Raw genomic sequence first — 16,715 nt, forward strand, 5'->3', positions numbered from 1 at the left:
TCCCCCATCGTGGCACGCAGTAGTAGGGTCCGTCGGGTGGCGCGGGTGACTGGCATCGGCGGGGTTTTCCTGCGTTCACGGGATCCCGTGCGCTTGGCCGCCTGGTACCGCGAGAACCTGGGCGTGCCGATGAGTGAAAAGGGCACCGTCACCTTCCACTGGCTCGACACGGCTTCGAACGAGTTCCCCGGCACGACGACGATGGCGTTGTTCGCGCAGGACACCGAGTACATCGGCGAACCCGACCAGCGCACCATGCTGAACCTGCGGGTGGACGACCTGGTGTCGCTGATGGCGAAGCTCAAGGCGCGCGGTGTCGAGGTGCTGCCGGAGACCGAGGACTCGGAGTTCGGGCTGTTCGGGTGGTGCGTCGACCCGGAGGGCAACCGGATCGAGCTGTGGGAGCCCGCGGAAGGGATGTAGGTGCTCGACGAGGCCGCATGCGCGCTGCGGGAGTGGCAGCACGACGACCAGCCGTTCCAGCTCCACCCCGGAGACCTGGGCTGGTACCGGCGTTTCGGTGCCGAGGCGACCGGGGACGCGATCCGGATCTGGCGCGGCGGCGGGCGGATCGTCGCGGTCGGGCTGCTGGACGGCGCCGACCTGCTGCGGTTCACGATCGCGCCGGACGCGCGCGCCGACGAAGAGCTGGCCGTGCGGCTGGCCGACGACATCTCCTCGCCCGAACGCGGGGTCCTGCCCGCCGGGACCGTCTACGTGGAATCCCCGCGCGGCACGCGGTTCCAGGAGCTGATGTTCGAGCGCGGCTGGCGGTCCGACGTGCCGTGGACGCCGTTGCGCCGTGATCTCGGCCCGCCCGTGGAGGACCCCGGAGTGCGGGTCGAGGTGATCGGCGCCGACCGGGCCGAAGTGCACGCCGCCGTGGTCCGGGCGTCGTTCGAGAAGTCGACGTTCACCGAGGACCGGTGGCACGCGATGGCGGCCGGTTCCCCGTACGCCGACGCCTGGAGCCTGGTCGCGTTCGACGGCGACGACGCGGCGGCGGCGATCACCGTGTGGTCAGCGGGCCCCGGCAGGCCCGGGCTGGTCGAACCGATGGGCGTGCACCGCGACCACCGGGGCAAGGGGTTCGGCAGGGCGATCACCCTCGCCGGGGCGGCCGCGTTGCGCGCGCTCGGCTCGTCGAGCGCGCTCGTCTGCACGCCCAGTTCGAACGCGGGCGCCGTCGCCACCTACCGGGCAGCCGGGTTCACCGCGCTGCCCGAGGTGCACGACCAGCGCCGCGACTAGAGGAGTTCCAGCACGAACGGGAGTTCCTGCGCCGCGTACCAGGCCAGTTCGTGGTCCTCGGCGCTGCCCAGCGTGAACTCGGCGTCCGGGTCGCCCAGGTCCGCGGCGTCCACGACGTCGACCGCCGCGCGCACGTCCTCCTCGGCCTCGGCCGTGTCGAGGTGCACGGAGGCGACGTCCTTCAGCGTGAACGAACCGCCGACCTTCACGACCGAGAAGTCGAGGTCGGGGCGCAGCGTCACGTCGTCCATGTCGACCGCGAGCACCGCGCGCCGCGGCTCCGCCTTCTCGTCGGCGGCCAGCAGCCGCAGGGAGGCCCGTGCGGCGTCGAGCATGGCCGCGTACTCCAGCTCCTCCGTGTCGCCCGCCGCGTAGGACTCGCGCAGCGCCGGCGTCAGCGCGAAGGCCGTGCCGGTGACCGGGGCCAGTTCGCCGCTGTCCACGAACTGGCGCAGCATCGGCACCGTGGCCGGGATGTAGACCCTCATGCGCTCGCCGTCCCCATCAGTTCCTCCACCGACTCCTCGACCATGGTCGCGAGAACGTCCACATCGGACATGGCGTCGCGGTCGCCGTTCAACCCGAAGTACACACCGCCGTCGTACGACGTCACCCCGATGGCGAGCGCCTGGTTCCTGGCGAGCGGCACGACCGGGAAGATCTCGGTCATTCTCGCGCCCGCCGCGTACAGCGGCACCTGCGGGCCCGGGACGTTGGTGACGATCACGTTGAACAACCGGCGGCTGAACGAGCTCGCGGCCCGCGCGCCCATCGCGTGCAGCGTCGGCGGCGCGAAGCCGGAGACCTTCACCAGCGCGTCGGCGGCCACGGACTGGCCGGACTCCAGGTGCGCGCGCATCGCGTGGCTCACGTGGTGCAGGCGCACCACCGGGTTCGGTTCACCGACCGGCAGGTCGACCAGGTAGGCGCTCACGTTGTTGCCCGACTCCGGGTCGGCCTCGCGGACGCTCAGCGGTGCCATGGCGCGGATCGTGGTGCTGCCGGTGACGTTCTCGCCGCGGCTGAGCAGCCAGTTGCGCAGGGCACCGGACAGGGCGGCGAGCACCACGTCGTTGACCGTGCCGCCGTGCTGCTTGCGGATGGCGCGCAGGTCGTCGAGCTGGGCGCGCGCGACGGCGAACCGGCGCTGCGGCGAGGAGATGCGGACGTTCAGCGGCGTGCCGGGCGCGGGCGTGGCGGCCGTGCGGACGGCGCTCGCGAGGACGCTGAACGCGTTGAACACCTTCTCGACCGTGTTGACGGTGTCGAGGGCGGCGCTGCGGACGTTCTCCACGAGCTCGCCGGGGCGCTGCACGATGTCGGTGACCGCGTCGGCCACCAGCTGCAGCGAGCTGGGCTCCGGCTGCGGCATCCAGAGGTTCTCGACGTTGGTGCGCGGCGTCGGCGACACGTCCAGCATGACCTGGCCGATCTCCAGCGACGCGATGCCGTCGACCATGGCCTGGTGGGTCTTGGTGATGACCGCCGTCTGGTTCTTCTCGAGGCCCTCGACGAGGTAGATCTCCCACAGCGGGCGGGAGTGGTCGAGCGGGCGCGACATCAGGCGCGCGATGAGGTCGTGCAGCTGCGTCTCGTTGCCCGGCTTGGGCAGGGCGCTCCTGCGGACGTGGTAGGTGACGTCGAAGTCCGGGTCGTCGACCCACACGGGCCGTGCGATGCGGCCTGGGACGTGCACGACCTTCTGGCGGTAGCGCGGCACGAGGCTCAGGCGCTGCTCGATGAGGTCGACGAGCTTGTCGTAGTCGAATCCGGCCTTGGGCCTCTTGAACACGGCGACACCGCCGACGTGCATCGGCGTCGTGGAGCCCTCCAGGTACAGGAACGAGGCGTCCAGCGCTGACAGTCGGTCCGGCATGCACCCAGCCTAGTGCGGTCGGCGGTCCATCAGCTTCTGAAGAGCGGCACGTTCACGCGGATCGCGGTCGTGCCGTGCCAGGCGGATGCGCGCGGCCTCCGGGATCGCGTCCTTCGCGTTGGGGTCCACGTTGGCCATGAACGACCGGAGGAACCGCCAGCGCGTGAGCTTCTTGACGGGCGCGAGGTGGGCGACCGCGAGCGAGACCCAGCTGAGCGCGACGTCGAGCCTGCGGTCGCCCTTCGTGGCGCTCGCCCAGTCCAGGACCACGGGGCCCTCCGGGCCGAGCACGACGTTGCCGGGGTGCAGGTCGAGGTGCAGCAGGTCGCCTTCTCCGCTGAGGAAGTCGGGCGCCGGGATGACGTCGAGGCGGTGGTGCAGGTCCGCGAGCTCCGCGCCGAGGCCGCCGGCGAGCCAGGGCTTGCGGCCGATCTCCTCGGACATGCGCGGGCCGGGCACGTACTGCATGACGAGCTCGTCCTCGGTGGCCTCGTGCACGCGCGGGACGGGGATGCCGTACCCGCTCAGGTACGACATCATCTCGGCCTCGCGCCGCAGGTCACGACCGGTGCGCGTGCGTTTGACGAGCAGCCCGTCGGACCGGATGAACACGTCCGAGTCCTGACCGCTCGCGAGATGTTGACGTTGCGCGACGCTGCGCATACCTGCCGTCATGTGACGATCATCATCGATATGATCCGAAACACAAGGGCCGAACGGCTCTAGTGGAGCTCTTCACCCGTTTGAGCCCGAGGTGGGGGCCTCTGTCACCCTCTTCCTCGTGGAGATCTCGCCCAAGGACCGCTTCGTCACCGTCTACGGCCGCAAGCCAGTGCTGGAAGCACTGGACGACCCGGCGCTCTCGGTGGACAAGGTGGTGCTCGCCGACACCGCGCGCGGCCCGGCGGCGCGCGAGATCCTCGACGCCGCCCGTTCGCGCGGGGTGGCCGTCCAGCGCGCCACCGCCCAGCGCGTGAAGGTGCTGGCGGGCAACGGCAAGCAGGACCAGGGCGTGCTCGCCGACGTGGTCGCGCCGCGCATGAAGCCGTTGGCACTGGCGTTGGAAGAGGGCGGTCTGAAGTCCGTGCTGGTGCTCGACGGCATCACCACGCCCGCGAACGTCGGCATGATCCTGCGCACCGCGACCGCCGCGGGCATCGACGGCATCGTGGTGCCGCGCCGCGGCGTCGCCTCGATCGACCCGCTCGTGGTGAAGGCCTCCGCCGGAGTGGCTTTCCGAGCGCCCGTGCTGCGCTGCGGCACCTCGGCGGAGGCCTCCGCTCTGTTGCGCGCGTCGGGATTCCCGCTTTACGCGCTGGATTCCCACGCGTCCGACACGATCTATTCCGCTTCTTTTCCTGCGCGCGCCGCTTTCGTCCTGGGAAGTGAAACGGCCGGAATCACCGAGGACGTGCGTCCGCACATCACGTCGTGGCTTTCGATTCCGATGGCGGCGGGCGTGGAATCGCTGAACGTGGCCTCAGCGGCCGCCGTCCTGTGCTTCGAACTCGTGCGCCGGGCCCAGCCCTAGAGCCAGTCGACGTGGTACCCGTTGACCCGCGGGTACCCGAGCAACGACGTGCACTCGGCGACCGACGGCTCGCCCCTGACCCGGCCGATCGTGCCGTACTGGTCCCAGACACCCAGGCCGTTCGTGCAGTGCGCGACGGCCCGGAACCGCCCGGGCCTGCCGTCGTCGCAGTAGACCTCGACGGTGCGCCCGTCCCGCAGGTAGTCCTCGTAGCAACCGCGTTCTTGCGCCTGCGCGGGTGATGCAATTGCCGTGGCTGCAATGGCGACCGCAACACAAGCGACAATTCTTCGCATTTTCTCCCCTATGCAATCCGAAGGCCGACCAAATCGACGCTAGTGCGTTTCGGAATAAGGGGCAATGACGCTGCGGGGTGAACCCTCAATCGCGGAGCGCGATCGCTAGCAGGATCTCCAACTCCTCGAGGGTGGACCGTGTCGACCGATGGTGGACGCCGACCATGCCGGCCTCGACCGCGCCGTGGATGTTGACCGCGAGGTCGTCCACGAAGACGCACTCACCCGGTTCGAGACCGAGCTTCGTGGCCGTGAGCAGGTAGATGTCGACGTCCGGCTTCGCGAGCCCGACCTCACCGGAGATGATCGCGACGTCGAACAGCCCGTCGAGCTCTCGCGGCGGCTGCCACCAGCCGTCCGCGTTGGACAGCAGCGCCGTCTTGAGGCCGAGTTGCTTCGCCTTGCGCAACGCGGTGAGCAGCGGGGGTTCCGCGGGGTTGTCCTCGCCGGGATCGGTCAGGACACCGCCGTAGTCGAGCACCAGGGCTTTCAGCACGCCCCGGACCGTACCCACTTTCGGGTGCTCGTTGTCCTGATCCCGCGGTTGACGCGCCTAGTCCGGCATGCCCCCAGTAGTACGTCGCCTGTCCCCGTACGAGCCGCCCGTCGGCGCCGTCGCCCACGTCATTCCCCGGCCGCGGCCGAGGCCCGTGTGGGTTCCCGTGCCGGAGCCGCCGTCGCCTCCGCTGGATGCCGCCCGGTTGCTCGGGGTGGTGCTGGAGGTGCTGGACGGCCGGCGTGCCGCGCGGTTGCTGCGGGAGGTGGCGGTGCCTCCGGTCGCCGCCCGGCTGGCGGGGGCGGTGCAGGCCCGGAGCACCCGGATGGTGCGGGCGCCTCGCGTGTGCCGGCCGGCTCGGTTCGTGGCGGAGGTTTCGGTGACCGTGCGGAGGGAGGGGCGGGTGTTCGCGGTGGCGGCTCGGGTGGAGCACCGGGGTGGGAGGTGGTGGTTCACGTCGTTCACGGTGCTGGAGTGAGGGCTCGGGTTGCGTGCGGGCTCGAGTGCGTGCGGGCTCGAGTGCGTGCGGGCTCGGCTTGCTTGGACTGTGTCGAGCCGGGTCATGTCATCGCCGCTTTGCCACGATCGCGATTGGGGTTGGGTCATCACCGCTGCTCAGAGCCCGCGGAGGCAGGGACGCCTCGGCATCACCACCGTGATGCGTGATGGCGATGCCTCGTCCTGGCCCGCGCCGCTTCACTCCGGCCCACGCCGCCTTGCCCGCCGCCCTGCAGGCGCCCGCCGCCTTCCACCCCGCCACCCCAGGCGCCCTCCGCCGTCCCCCTCCACACGCCGAAAAGCCGCGTGGGCCGCAACCCCTGAGGAGTGCGGCCCACGCGGTGGTGGTGCGGTCTGGCGGTGGGTCAGCGGTTCTTGTTCTGGCGGTTGTTCTTCGCCGCCTGGCGGGCCGCCTCGCGGCGCTCCTTGCGGGTGCCGCCCTGCTGGGCCGCCGCGCCGCCTGCCTCGGCGTGCTCTTCGACGCCGCCGTCCTCGGCCGGGCCGCTGTAGCTCAGGTTCTGCTGGCCGGGGGCGCCGAGGCCCTTGCCGCGCAGGGCGGGCGGGATGGCGTTGCCGCTGGCCAGCTGTGCCATGGCCGGGCCCGAGGGGGCCTGGGACTGCTGCTGGGCCTGCTGCTGGGCGGCGGCTGCGGCGCGAGCACGGGCTCGGGCTCCGCTTCCGCCGCCGTTGCCCGACACCTGCGGGAGGGGCTGCGGGGCGGCGCCCACGGCCACGGGGACCTCGGGCTGGGCGGGCTCGGGCTCCGCTGCCTCCACCTGGAGGTTGAAGAGGAAGCCGACGGTCTCCTCGCGCAGCGCGTCGAGCATCGCGTTGAACATCTCGAAGCCCTCGCGCTGGTACTCGATCAGGGGGTCGCGCTGCGCCATCGCGCGCAGGCCGATGCCCTCCTTCAAGTAGTCCATCTCGTAGAGGTGCTCGCGCCACTTGCGGTCCAGGACGGACAGCAGGACGCGGCGCTCCAGTTCGCGCATCGCGCCTTCGCCGACGCGGCCCTCGATGTCGGCCTCGCGGGCGCGGTAGGCCTTCAGCGCGTCCTCGACGAGGATCTCGCGCAGGTACTCGCGCGTGACGTCCTCATCGGACTCGAGGATCTCCTTCGGGTCCAGCGAGACCGGGTAGAGGGTCTTGAGGGCGGTCCAGAGCTTGTCGAAGTCCCAGTCCTCGGCGTAGCCGTCGGCCGAGGCGCCGTTCACGTACTCCTCGACGACGCTCACGATCATGTGCTCGACCTGTTCCCTCAGGTCTTCGCCTTCGAGGACGCGGCGGCGCTCGGCGTAGATCACCGTGCGCTGGCGGTTCATGACCTCGTCGTACTTGAGGACGTTCTTGCGGATCTCGAAGTTCTGCTGCTCGACCTGCGTCTGCGCGCTGCGGATGGCGCGGGTGACCATCTTGTGCTCGATCGGCACGTCGTCCGGCACGTTCAGGCGCGTCATGACCATCTCGACCATGGACGCGTTGAAGCGGCGCATCAGCTCGTCCTGCAGGGACAGGTAGAAGCGCGACTCACCGGGGTCGCCCTGGCGGCCGGTGCGGCCGCGGAGCTGGTTGTCGATGCGGCGCGACTCGTGGCGCTCGGTGCCGAGCACGTAGAGGCCGCCGGCCTCGCGGACCTCGTCGGCCTCGGCCTTGCCCTGGGTCGTCAGTTCCTCGACGACCTTGGCCCACTCGGCCTCGTACTCCTCCGGCGTGGTCACCGGGTCGAGGCCGCGGTCGCGCAGCTCGTGGTCGGCGATGATGTCCGGGTTGCCGCCCAGCACGATGTCGGTACCGCGACCGGCCATGTTCGTCGCGACGGTGACGGCGCCCTTGCGGCCCGCCTTCGCGATGATCAGCGCCTCGCGGTCGTGGTGCTTCGCGTTCAGCACCTCGTGCGGGATTCCCCTGCGCACCAACAGCTTCGACAGGTACTCGGAGCGCTCGACGCTCGTCGTGCCGATCAGGACCGGCTGGCCCTTCTCGTGCTTCTCGGCGATGTCGTCCGCGACGGCGTCGAACTTCGCCTCCTCGCTCTTGTAGACGAGGTCGGGCTGGTCCTTGCGCTGCGGCGGGCGGTTCGTCGGGATCGGGACGACGCCCAGCTTGTAGGTCTGGTGGAACTCGGCCGCCTCGGTCTCGGCGGTACCGGTCATGCCGCCGAGCTTCTCGTAGAGGCGGAAGTAGTTCTGCAGCGTGATCGTGGCGAGGGTCTGGTTCTCCGCCTTGATCTCGACGTTCTCCTTGGCCTCGATGGCCTGGTGCATGCCCTCGTTGTAGCGGCGGCCCGCGAGCACGCGGCCGGTGAACTCGTCGACGATCATGACTTCACCGTTGCGGACGATGTAGTCCTTGTCGCGGTTGTAGAGCTCCTTCGCCTTGAGGGCGTTGTTCAGGTAGCCCACCAACGGCGTGTTCGCGGCCTCGTACAGGTTGTCGATGCCGAGCTGGTCCTCGATGAACTCCACACCGAGCTCGGTGACGGCGACCGTGCGCTTCTTCTCGTCGTACTGGTAGTGGTACGACTTGGACTTCTCCTCGATGACCTCGAGGCGGTCCTTCTGCGACATCTGCGTCACGTCGATGCCGCGCATGCGCGGGGCCAGGCGCGCGAACTCCGTGTACCAGCGGGCGGACTGCTCGGCCGGGCCGGAGATGATCAGCGGCGTGCGGGCCTCGTCGATGAGGATCGAGTCGACCTCGTCGACGATCGCGAAGAAGTGGCCGCGCTGCACGCACTCGTCCAGGCTCCACGCCATGTTGTCGCGCAGGTAGTCGAAGCCGAACTCGTTGTTCGTGCCGTAGGTGATGTCCGAGTTGTAGGACGCGCGACGCTGCTCCGGCGTCATCTCGGAGAGGATCGCGCCGACCGTGAGGCCGAGGAAGCGGTGCACGCGGCCCATCCAGTCCGCGTCGCGCTTGGCCAGGTAGTCGTTCGTGGTGATGACGTGGACGCCCTTGCCCGCGAGCGCGTTGAGGTAGACCGGCATGACCGAGGTCAGCGTCTTGCCCTCACCGGTGCGCATCTCGGAGATCTGCCCGAGGTGGAGCGCCGCTCCACCCATCATCTGCACGTCGTAGGGCCGCTGGCCCAGGGTGCGCTTCGCGGCCTCGCGGGCCACGGCGAACGCCTCGGGGAGCAGTTCGTCGAGCGTCTCGCCCTCGGCGTAGCGCTTCTTGAACTCCTCGGTCTTGCCGCGCAACTCGGCGTCGGAGAGGTCCACCACCTCGTCTTCCAGGTGGTTGATGTGCTGTGCAATGTTGCGGAGGCGCTTGAGCATCTTGCCCTCGCCGGAGCGGAGCAGTCGGGACAGCACCATCTGGATAGACCTCATCACCTGTATCGCGGCGCGCCCACGTCGGACGCCTTTCCCCTGCCCATCGTAGGCAAGTCGCCAAGATGTGTGCACGGACACAGGCGGATTGACGCCCCGGACCTGGTATGCGCAGGTCAGGTGCCGATTCTGCGATCTTCCCGAACCGCCTGCCGCCGGTACCCCCACCTCGGCTACTGCTGTGGAGAACGCATGAGGACCGCGTAAAGGTTCCTGGCCCGCGGGATTCCACCTTCACGGTGAACGACGGGGCGCCGATTGGGTCCGACCGGCGGTAGACGCACGCCGCCGCCCCGCACGCGAGGGGTGCGGGGCGGCGGCGGTCGGAGGAACGTGGGTTCGCGCGGGTCAGGCCAGCCTGATCACGCCGTAGTCGAATCCCTTCCGGCGGTAGACGACACTCGGGCGCCCGCATTCGGTGTCGGCGAACAGGTAGAAGTCGTGTCCGACCAGCTCCATCTCATAGAGGGCCTGGTCGACGGTCATCGGTTTGGCGGCGTGCTCCTTCTCGCGTACGACGCGTCCGGGCAACTTGTCTTCGAGGCCCTCTTCCCAACGCTGCGCGGGCACTTCCGCCATGCCCTCGTAGTCGGCCTCGGGGGCGTCGAGCACCGCGGTCTTGGCGCGGCGCGACGTCATGCTTTCGCCGGCGGACGGATCACCCAGTCCGCTTGTCGCTTCGGCCACCGAGATCGGGGCGCGGGCCCCGTGGTGGACGCGCCTGCGGTCGTGCGACCGACGCAGGCGGTTCTCGAGCTTCGCGACCGCAGAATCGAGCGCGGCGTAGAAGTCACCCGCGCAGGCTTCGGAACGGACCACGGGTCCACGTCCCTTGCCGGTGATTTCGACCCGCTGGCAGTTCTTCGACTGCCTGCGGTTCGGCTCGTGGAAAAGTTCCACGTCGTAGCGGATGACCTTGCGGTCGTAGCGCTCAAGCCGGGCCAGCTTTTCGGCGACGTGCACCCTGTAGTGATCGGGCACCTCGACGTTGCGGCCCTTGACGACGATGTCCATACACGACCTCCCTCGCTTTGCTGCGAGCTATGGCTGGACTGCATTTAAAGCGCCGTGGCGATCTTGGATCGCGGATGTGTCGCAGAGGGTCGTCTCCCTCAGCTCTCACGGCGCCAGGATCATGGGCTGTTCGCCTCCTCCCCGAGGGCCGGGAACGCTGATAGCGGTGCACGTTAGCTTGGGATTCACCGTCGCGTAAGCCCCCTTGCCGGGGGAACGACGAGTTTTTTTGGTGACTACGCAGCGCGACGACTGCGTGTTGTCAGACGTTTCCCGAGCGTGCTCCGAACCAAACCCCTCAGCCCCTCGCTCACCCGAACGGCGCAGGCCCGGACCGGCACTCGACGGCAGCGTCGCTGCGTCGAACGGCTCCAGTCGCGGCCTCATACCCAGCCAACGGGCGACCCGCGCGTCATGTTCCCGAAACCGGGGAGAGATCGATTCCGAACCACTCCGTGGACGCGAGGCGCACTTCTTCTGACCGGACAGAGGGGCCGCAACGCCCGATCACGACCCAGTCACGCCGGGCTGAACGGCGGATTTCGCCCAATCGCGGACAAGGCAGTCGATCACCATAGGGGCGGCACGTACCGACATTTCCTCTAATAACCGCTGGTCAGCTCCATACGTGAATAATCGTTAACTACTCGGGGGTGTGGGCGGCCCCTGAGCGAGTCACCCTGGGAGGTGCTCGCGGTGGCGGTCGAGACCTCGATCAACCGGCTCGCGTGCGGACGCCCCAGTTCTGAAACACCGCCTCAACAGAGGCTGGGACAAACGGGGTGAAACGAGTTACAAGATCGTGGAACGTCGTCACAGAACTCGTGCCCAGCAGGGGGTTCTCGCGTGGCGAAGGCCCTTCGGAGATCGACAACGTCACTTGAACTTCACTCGTGTGGGCGGTGCCGAAAGACCCCGCAGAGCACCCTTCCGCGAGTCCGCCGGCCACGACCGCGATTTTCTGTCGGACCCCGCCGCCATCCTGATCCCATGACAGCCATCGACGTCCTCGTCCCCGCCCTCTGCGCCGGCTGCGGCCGCGCCGGAACCGACTGGTGCGCCAGGTGCCTGGACGAGTTCGGCCCGCCCACACGCCTCCAGGTGCCCGGTGTGGGGCCGCCTGTGTGGACGCTGGCCGCCTATCAGGGTCCGGCGAGGGACCTGGTGCTCGCCTTCAAGGAACGGGGCGCACGGGCCCTCGCAGCCTGGTTCGGCGCGATGGTCGCCGCCGCCCTGGTGGCGGTCGGCCCTCCACCTTGGACGCTCGTGCCGGCGCCGTCCCGCCGCAGCGCCGCGCGGGACCGCGGCGGCGACCACATGCTCCGCATCGCGCACGAGGTGGGCACCGCGGCCGTCGCACCGGTGCTGCGGCTCGCGCCGGGCGTGGCCGACTCGGTGGGGCTGACGGCTGTCGCGCGGCGGCGGAACCTGGAGGGGCGGGTGGAGGTGTGCGGTCCAGGGCCGCCGGGCAGCGCGTCGCTGGGGAGAACCGTGCTGCCGGGCACCCCGGTGCTGCCGGGCACCGTGCCGCCGGGCAGAACGCCGCTGGGCACCACGGTGCTGCTGGACGACGTGGTCACGACCGGGGCCACGTCGGCGGCTTGTGTGCGGGCTCTGCGGGAGGCCGGGGTGCGGACGCACGCGGTGCTGGTGCTGACATCGGCTCGGCCGCATCGGGCTGGGCAGTAGGGGCGCGGCTGGGGCTCGGCGGAGGACTCGCCGGCAGGGCGGCGGACTGGCCTGGCGGTTGCGACCAGGACGAGCTGGCGGCGGCGCGTCGGTGCTGTGGTGCGGCGGTGCCGTAGTCGGCGCCGGTCAGCGGCGCGTCGGTGCTGCGGCGCGGCAGGGTGCTGTGGCGCGGCAGGGTGCTGTGGCGCGGCAGGGTGCTGCGGCGCGGCAGGGTGCTGCGGCGCGGCAGGGTGCTGCGGCGCGGCAGGGTGCTGCGGCGCGGCAGGGTGCTGCGGCGCGTCGGTGCTGTGGCGCGGCGGGGTGCTGTGGTGCGGCGCGGCGGTGCCGCGGTCGGCGCCGGTCAGCGGCGCGGCGGTCAGCGCCGGGCGGCGGCCATCAAGCAGCATCGTGCGGTGCGGCGTCACGCCGCAGTGCGGCTCCACCCCTCCGCCCTCGACCCGCCACGCCGTCACCCCGTCCCGGGGTCACCCCGCCCCGGGGTCAGCCCGGGTAGAAGACCAGCGCGTTCGACGGCACCCGGATCGTGCTCGCCCGCCACACGTCCGTGATGTCCGAAGCCGACCACAGCCCCGAGGAGTCGATCACCTGCACCTGGCGCGCCGCGGCCGCCGCCACCGATCCCACCGGCACGGTGAGGTTCGACTGGCTGTAGCGGTCGATGCGGTAGCCGTCGGTGTAGACCTTCGTCACCGGCCACGAGGGCAGCGAGGAGGAGACCGCCAGCACGTCCTGGGAGAGCCAGTCGATCGACTGCACGGCCGAGCCGAGGTTGGTCGGCTGCAGCTGCCGGGGTGAGCGCAGGGCCACGTCCTGGTTGTTGCGGACCACCGACGCGATGTAGAGCTTGCCCGAGATCACCATGGCGGCGCGGGTGCCGTCGCGGGAGAGGCGGAGTTCGCTGATCGCGCCGAAGTCCTTGAGGTCGGTGACGTTGACGGCCTTCGCGGTCCAGCTGCCGTTGTCGGACCTGGTCACGCGCGCGACCGAGTTGCCGTTGACGGCGGTCCAGAACTCCGCGCCCGGTTCCTTGGGGCCGCTGGAGAGCAGCCACGTGGGTCTCGTCAGCGTGTTCGCTGTCAGGTCCACTTCGGACAGGTCCTGCTCCAGCTCGCCCACGCGCAGCCGCATGGCGCCGCCGGAGCGCGCGACCACGGCCAGGCGTGAGCCGTCGAGCGACTGCGCCGCCGAGACCACGTTGTACGCGCCGGCGCCCGCGGGGCCCTTGATCAGGTTGCCGTCGGCCAGCGACCGGACCGTCCCGTCCGACACGAGCATTCCCTGGAGGTTCGCGTTCAGCGCCAGCAACGCCTCACCCGCGGTCGCCGACACGTCGGACGGCCGGTAGTCGCGCTGGTCCGGCAGGATCTGCTGGCCGTCGACGAGCACGCGCACGCGCGACGACGTGATGCCCTGGTACGACTTCACGATCTGGGCCACGATCTGCTTGCGCTTCTCGGGGGTCATGTCCTTGCCCACGTTGGTGAGGTTCACCTCCAACGCGCCGTCGTCGGCCTCCAGCGTGTCCGAGAACTTCTGGGTCTCCGGGCCGAGCGAGCTCACCAGCGTGTCGCGCACGGCGTCGCCCGGGCCCGCGATCATCAGCTCGGTGACGCGGGTCGGGATGCTCGTCGCCGGCGGGATCACGACGTAGCGCGGATCCGGCACCAGCACGGTGAACTCGGGGTTGTAGAAGTACAGCGTCACCCGCTTGTACGTGGCGTTGAACAGGTTCTGCGGCATGTGCACGCCCGCGGGCGGCGTGGAGATGCGCCACTGGTTGTCGCTGTTGCGCTCGACCTTCACCGGGACGTCGAGCTTGCCGAGCTGAGGGACGAATGCGTTGTCACTGCCCAGCCTGCCGACGTAGTTGCCCTGCAGCTGGATGGTCTGCGTCTTGTCCTGCGTCACCTGCGAGGTCGGCACGGGCACGGTCGAGAAGCCGGTCTCGATGATGGTGGGGTTCTTGCTGTCCCAGTTCTTGCTGGCCTCGGGCGTCAGGAACGCGCGGGCGGCCGCGTAGTCGCCGTCCGGGCTCGCCGTCGCCTCGATGAAGTCGCGCACGAGCGTGAGCGGGTCGATGTTCGGGCGCGGTTCCGGCGCGGCCGGCATGTTGGACGACTTGTTGTCCTTGGAGCCGATCGGTTTCGGCTGGGTGTTCGTCGGGATCGCGGCGCACCCGGACAGGGTCACGAGAACGAGCACCAACCACGCCAGCCGCTTCACCGCACTTCCTCCGAAAACTCGTCCGCCTTCGTGCCGGTCTTGTCCGCGGGGGGCCCGTCGACGGGCTCCGCCGGCTGCCAGGTGATCTCCTCCGGCCGCAGCTCGATCTCGCCCGGCTCCTCCTCGGCGATCGGTTCCTCGACCACCACGACGGGTTCGAGTTCCAGGGCCGGCGCGAGCGGCAGCGGGCTCTCGCGCAGTTCCTCGCCGTGCCTGCGGGGCAACGTCAACCGGAACACGGCACCGTGGCCGGGCTCGCCCCACGCCTCCAGCCAGCCGCCGTGCAGCCGGGCGTCCTCCAGCGAGATCGACAGGCCGAGGCCGGTGCCACCGGTGCGGCGGTTGCGCGACGGGTCGGCCCGCCAGAAGCGGCTGAACACCAGCTCGGCCTCGCCCTTGCGCAGACCGACCCCGTGGTCCCGCACGGTGATCGCGACGGCGTCGTCGTTGCCGCGCATGGTGAGCTCGACCGGCTGGCCCTCGCCGTGGTCGATGGCGTTCGCGAGCAGGTTGCGCAGGATCCGTTCCACGCGCCGGGAATCGAGCTCGGCGACGAGCTCGGAATCGGGCAGGTCCAGCACCACGGGCGAGTTGGCGGACGTCGAGATCGCACGCACCGAGTCGTGCGCACGGCGTGCCAGGACGCGGATGTCGACCTGGTCCGCGGTCAGCTCCTCGACACCGGCGTCCAGGCGGGAGATCTCCAGCAGGTCGCCCAGCAGCGACTCGAACCTGTCGAGCTCGTCCACGAGCAGTTCGGTGGACCGCGCGAGCCCGGCGGGGAACTGTTCGCGCGAGGCGTGCAGGACGTCCGCGGCCATGCGGACCGTCGTCAACGGCGTGCGCAGCTCGTGCGAGACGTCGGAGGTGAACCGGCGCTGCAGCTGGCCGAACTCCTCCAGCTGCTTGAACTGCGCCTGGATCGACTCGGCCATCTCGTTGAAGGACTCGGCCAGGCGCGCCACGTCGTCCTCGCCGACGACGTGCATGCGTTCGTGCAGCGTGCCGTCGGCGAACCGCTCCGCGACCTCGGCCGCCTGGCGGACCGGCCGCACCACCTGGCGCGTCACGAGGTTCGCGATGAGGGCGAGGAGGACCAGCAGGACGATGCCGCCGACCGCGAGCGTGGACTGCACGACCTCGGCCGTGCGCTGCTCCGCGGTCAGCGGGAAGATCAGGTACAGCTGCATCGAGCGCGCGGACGTGCTGATCGGCAGGCCCACGACGAACAACGTCGTCGGCGTGTTGTCGCGCTGCACGGTGTGGATCTGCGTGCCGGAGCCGCCGTCCTCGACCATCTCCCGCAGGCCGCGGGGGACGTCGTCGAGCTTGCCGACCGACGGCACCCGCCCGACGCCCGCGGCGCCCAGGCCGTCGGCCAGCACCGGTTCGAACGCGCCGGCGCCCGCCGTCGTGGCGTCGGTGCCGTTGCCGCCGACGGCGAGCTTGTTGATCGCGCTGGTGAACCGCGTCTGGACGCTGTCCGGGCCGGGGTTCAGACCGACCAGGTCGTTCTGGATGAGGCTGCGCGACGCCAGCGCCTGGCGCACCGCGGCCTCGTCCTTGGTGCTCAGCAGCTGGTTGGTGATCTGCATCTGCAGCACCATTCCCAGCACGAACACCACGGCCGACGAGAGCGCGAGCGTGGACACGACGACGCGCAACTGCAGCGAACGACGCCAGAGGTCACCAAACGCGGCCCATCGCCTGCGCGCCTCCTCCACGAGGAACTGCGCCTTGGCGACGACCGGCCGTACGAACTTCATACGCCACCTGTCACGGAGGGCCGGCCTTGTACCCGACACCGCGGACAGTCAACACCACCTCGGGGTGTTCCGGGTCCCGTTCGACCTTGGAACGCAGCCGCTGCACGTGGACGTTCACCAGGCGGGTGTCGGCGGCGTGGCGGTAACCCCACACCTGCTCGAGCAGCACCTCGCGGGTGAACACCTGGCGCGGCTTGCGGGCGAGCGCGACGAGGAGGTCGAACTCCAGCGGCGTGAGCTGGATCGGCCTGCCCTCGCGCAGCACCTCGTGGCCGGGGACGTCGATGGTGAGGTCGCCGATCTGCAGCACCTCGGACGGCTCGGCCTCGGTGCGCCGCAGGCGCGCCCGGATGCGGGCGACCAGTTCCTTCGGCTTGAACGGCTTGACGACGTAGTCGTCCGCGCCGGACTCGAGGCCCAGCACCACGTCGACCGTGTCGCTCTTCGCGGTGAGCATCACGATCGGCACGCCCGACTCGGACCTGATCGCCTTGCAGACGTCGATGCCGTTCATGCCGGGCAGCATCAGGTCGAGCAGCACGAGGTCGGGCTTGAGCTCGCGCAGCGCGGGCAGGGCACGGGCACCGTCGGCGACCACCGCGGTGTCGAAGCCCTCCCCGCGCAACACGATCGTCAGCATCTCCGCCAGGGCGGGGTCGTCATCGACGACGAGCACGCGTGCCTTCATACCCAACATCGTTGCACTGCCGGTCGGGCGTTCGCGCACCGCCCACGCTCCGTTG

Annotated in this window: 15 protein-coding genes; 5 read left to right on the plus strand and 10 right to left on the minus strand. The window is 70.1% G+C overall.

All coding sequences use genetic code 11. The features are described from left to right. Window positions 1-36 precede the first annotated feature (36 nt). Both BMY74_RS44985 and BMY74_RS12105 read left to right on the plus strand, forming a co-directional pair. Window positions 37-423 (plus strand): VOC family protein, encoded by a 387-nt coding sequence (locus BMY74_RS44985; RefSeq protein ID WP_177229711.1) that lies wholly within the window; start codon window positions 37-39, stop codon window positions 421-423. Next, the gene (locus BMY74_RS12105) at window positions 424-1,251 is read left to right on the plus strand and encodes a GNAT family N-acetyltransferase (RefSeq protein ID WP_089914490.1); all 828 of its coding nucleotides are present in this window, start codon (window positions 424-426) and stop codon (window positions 1,249-1,251) included. Here the strand turns inward: BMY74_RS12105 and BMY74_RS12110 are convergent. From BMY74_RS12110 to BMY74_RS12120, 3 genes are read right to left on the minus strand one after another with little or no spacing between them, the layout of a single operon-like run. After that, window positions 1,248-1,739: a DUF6912 family protein gene (locus BMY74_RS12110; RefSeq protein WP_089914493.1), complete on the minus strand. Its 492-nt coding sequence runs from the start codon at window positions 1,737-1,739 to the stop codon at window positions 1,248-1,250. The genes BMY74_RS12105 and BMY74_RS12110 overlap by 4 nt on opposite strands. Continuing rightward, a complete protein-coding gene (locus BMY74_RS12115) occupies window positions 1,736-3,127 on the minus strand; it encodes a WS/DGAT/MGAT family O-acyltransferase (RefSeq protein WP_089914497.1) in 1,392 nt (463 codons plus the stop codon). The genes BMY74_RS12110 and BMY74_RS12115 overlap by 4 nt, the downstream gene beginning before the upstream one ends. Before the next feature lie 9 nt (window positions 3,128-3,136). Beyond that, window positions 3,137-3,802 carry a phosphotransferase gene (locus BMY74_RS12120; RefSeq protein ID WP_089914500.1) on the minus strand — a complete coding sequence of 222 codons (666 nt, stop codon included), beginning with the start codon at window positions 3,800-3,802 and terminating at the stop codon, window positions 3,137-3,139. 106 nt (window positions 3,803-3,908) lie between these two features. Between BMY74_RS12120 and BMY74_RS12125 the strand changes: the two genes are divergently transcribed. Further along, the gene (locus BMY74_RS12125) at window positions 3,909-4,658 is read left to right on the plus strand and encodes a TrmH family RNA methyltransferase (protein ID WP_089915649.1); all 750 of its coding nucleotides are present in this window, start codon (window positions 3,909-3,911) and stop codon (window positions 4,656-4,658) included. On the opposite strand, the gene BMY74_RS12130 is transcribed toward BMY74_RS12125, so the two are convergent. Both BMY74_RS12130 and BMY74_RS12135 read right to left on the minus strand, forming a co-directional pair. Beyond that, window positions 4,655-4,954: a hypothetical protein gene (locus BMY74_RS12130; RefSeq protein ID WP_089914503.1), complete on the minus strand. Its 300-nt coding sequence runs from the start codon at window positions 4,952-4,954 to the stop codon at window positions 4,655-4,657. The genes BMY74_RS12125 and BMY74_RS12130 overlap by 4 nt on opposite strands. 85 nt (window positions 4,955-5,039) lie before the next feature. Next, window positions 5,040-5,450: an HAD-IA family hydrolase gene (locus BMY74_RS12135; RefSeq protein WP_089914506.1), complete on the minus strand. Its 411-nt coding sequence runs from the start codon at window positions 5,448-5,450 to the stop codon at window positions 5,040-5,042. 67 nt (window positions 5,451-5,517) lie between these two features. On the opposite strand from BMY74_RS12135, the gene BMY74_RS44155 reads away from it, so the two are divergent. Continuing rightward, a complete protein-coding gene (locus tag BMY74_RS44155) occupies window positions 5,518-5,928 on the plus strand; it encodes an Rv3235 family protein (protein ID WP_143091548.1) in 411 nt (136 codons plus the stop codon). Window positions 5,929-6,313: 385 nt separating this feature from the next. Here BMY74_RS44155 and secA read toward each other — a convergent pair whose 3' ends face one another. Beyond that, complete coding sequence (gene secA / locus BMY74_RS12145) at window positions 6,314-9,265, minus strand: preprotein translocase subunit SecA (protein ID WP_089914512.1); 2,952 nt, start codon at window positions 9,263-9,265, stop codon at window positions 6,314-6,316. A 363-nt stretch (window positions 9,266-9,628) separates the two neighbouring features. Beyond that, window positions 9,629-10,294, minus strand: a complete 666-nt coding sequence (gene hpf / locus BMY74_RS12150; protein WP_089914515.1) for a ribosome hibernation-promoting factor, HPF/YfiA family — start codon at window positions 10,292-10,294, stop codon at window positions 9,629-9,631. 990 nt (window positions 10,295-11,284) lie between these two features. Between hpf and BMY74_RS12155 the strand changes: the two genes are divergently transcribed. Then, complete coding sequence (locus tag BMY74_RS12155) at window positions 11,285-11,983, plus strand: ComF family protein (RefSeq protein WP_089914518.1); 699 nt, start codon at window positions 11,285-11,287, stop codon at window positions 11,981-11,983. Between the two features lie 480 nt (window positions 11,984-12,463). On the opposite strand, the gene BMY74_RS12160 is transcribed toward BMY74_RS12155, so the two are convergent. From BMY74_RS12160 to mtrA, 3 genes are read right to left on the minus strand one after another with little or no spacing between them, the layout of a single operon-like run. Then, window positions 12,464-14,206 (minus strand): LpqB family beta-propeller domain-containing protein, encoded by a 1,743-nt coding sequence (locus BMY74_RS12160; protein WP_089914521.1) that lies wholly within the window; start codon window positions 14,204-14,206, stop codon window positions 12,464-12,466. Next, the gene (gene mtrB / locus BMY74_RS12165; protein WP_089914524.1) at window positions 14,203-15,972 is read right to left on the minus strand and encodes an MtrAB system histidine kinase MtrB; all 1,770 of its coding nucleotides are present in this window, start codon (window positions 15,970-15,972) and stop codon (window positions 14,203-14,205) included. The genes BMY74_RS12160 and mtrB overlap by 4 nt, the downstream gene beginning before the upstream one ends. Before the next feature lie 10 nt (window positions 15,973-15,982). Then, window positions 15,983-16,660 carry an MtrAB system response regulator MtrA gene (gene mtrA / locus BMY74_RS12170; RefSeq protein WP_030471262.1) on the minus strand — a complete coding sequence of 226 codons (678 nt, stop codon included), beginning with the start codon at window positions 16,658-16,660 and terminating at the stop codon, window positions 15,983-15,985. Window positions 16,661-16,715: the final 55 nt, after the last annotated feature.

Source organism: Lentzea albida (assembly GCF_900111005.1).
Classification (GTDB): Bacteria; Actinomycetota; Actinomycetes; order Mycobacteriales; family Pseudonocardiaceae; genus Lentzea; species Lentzea albida.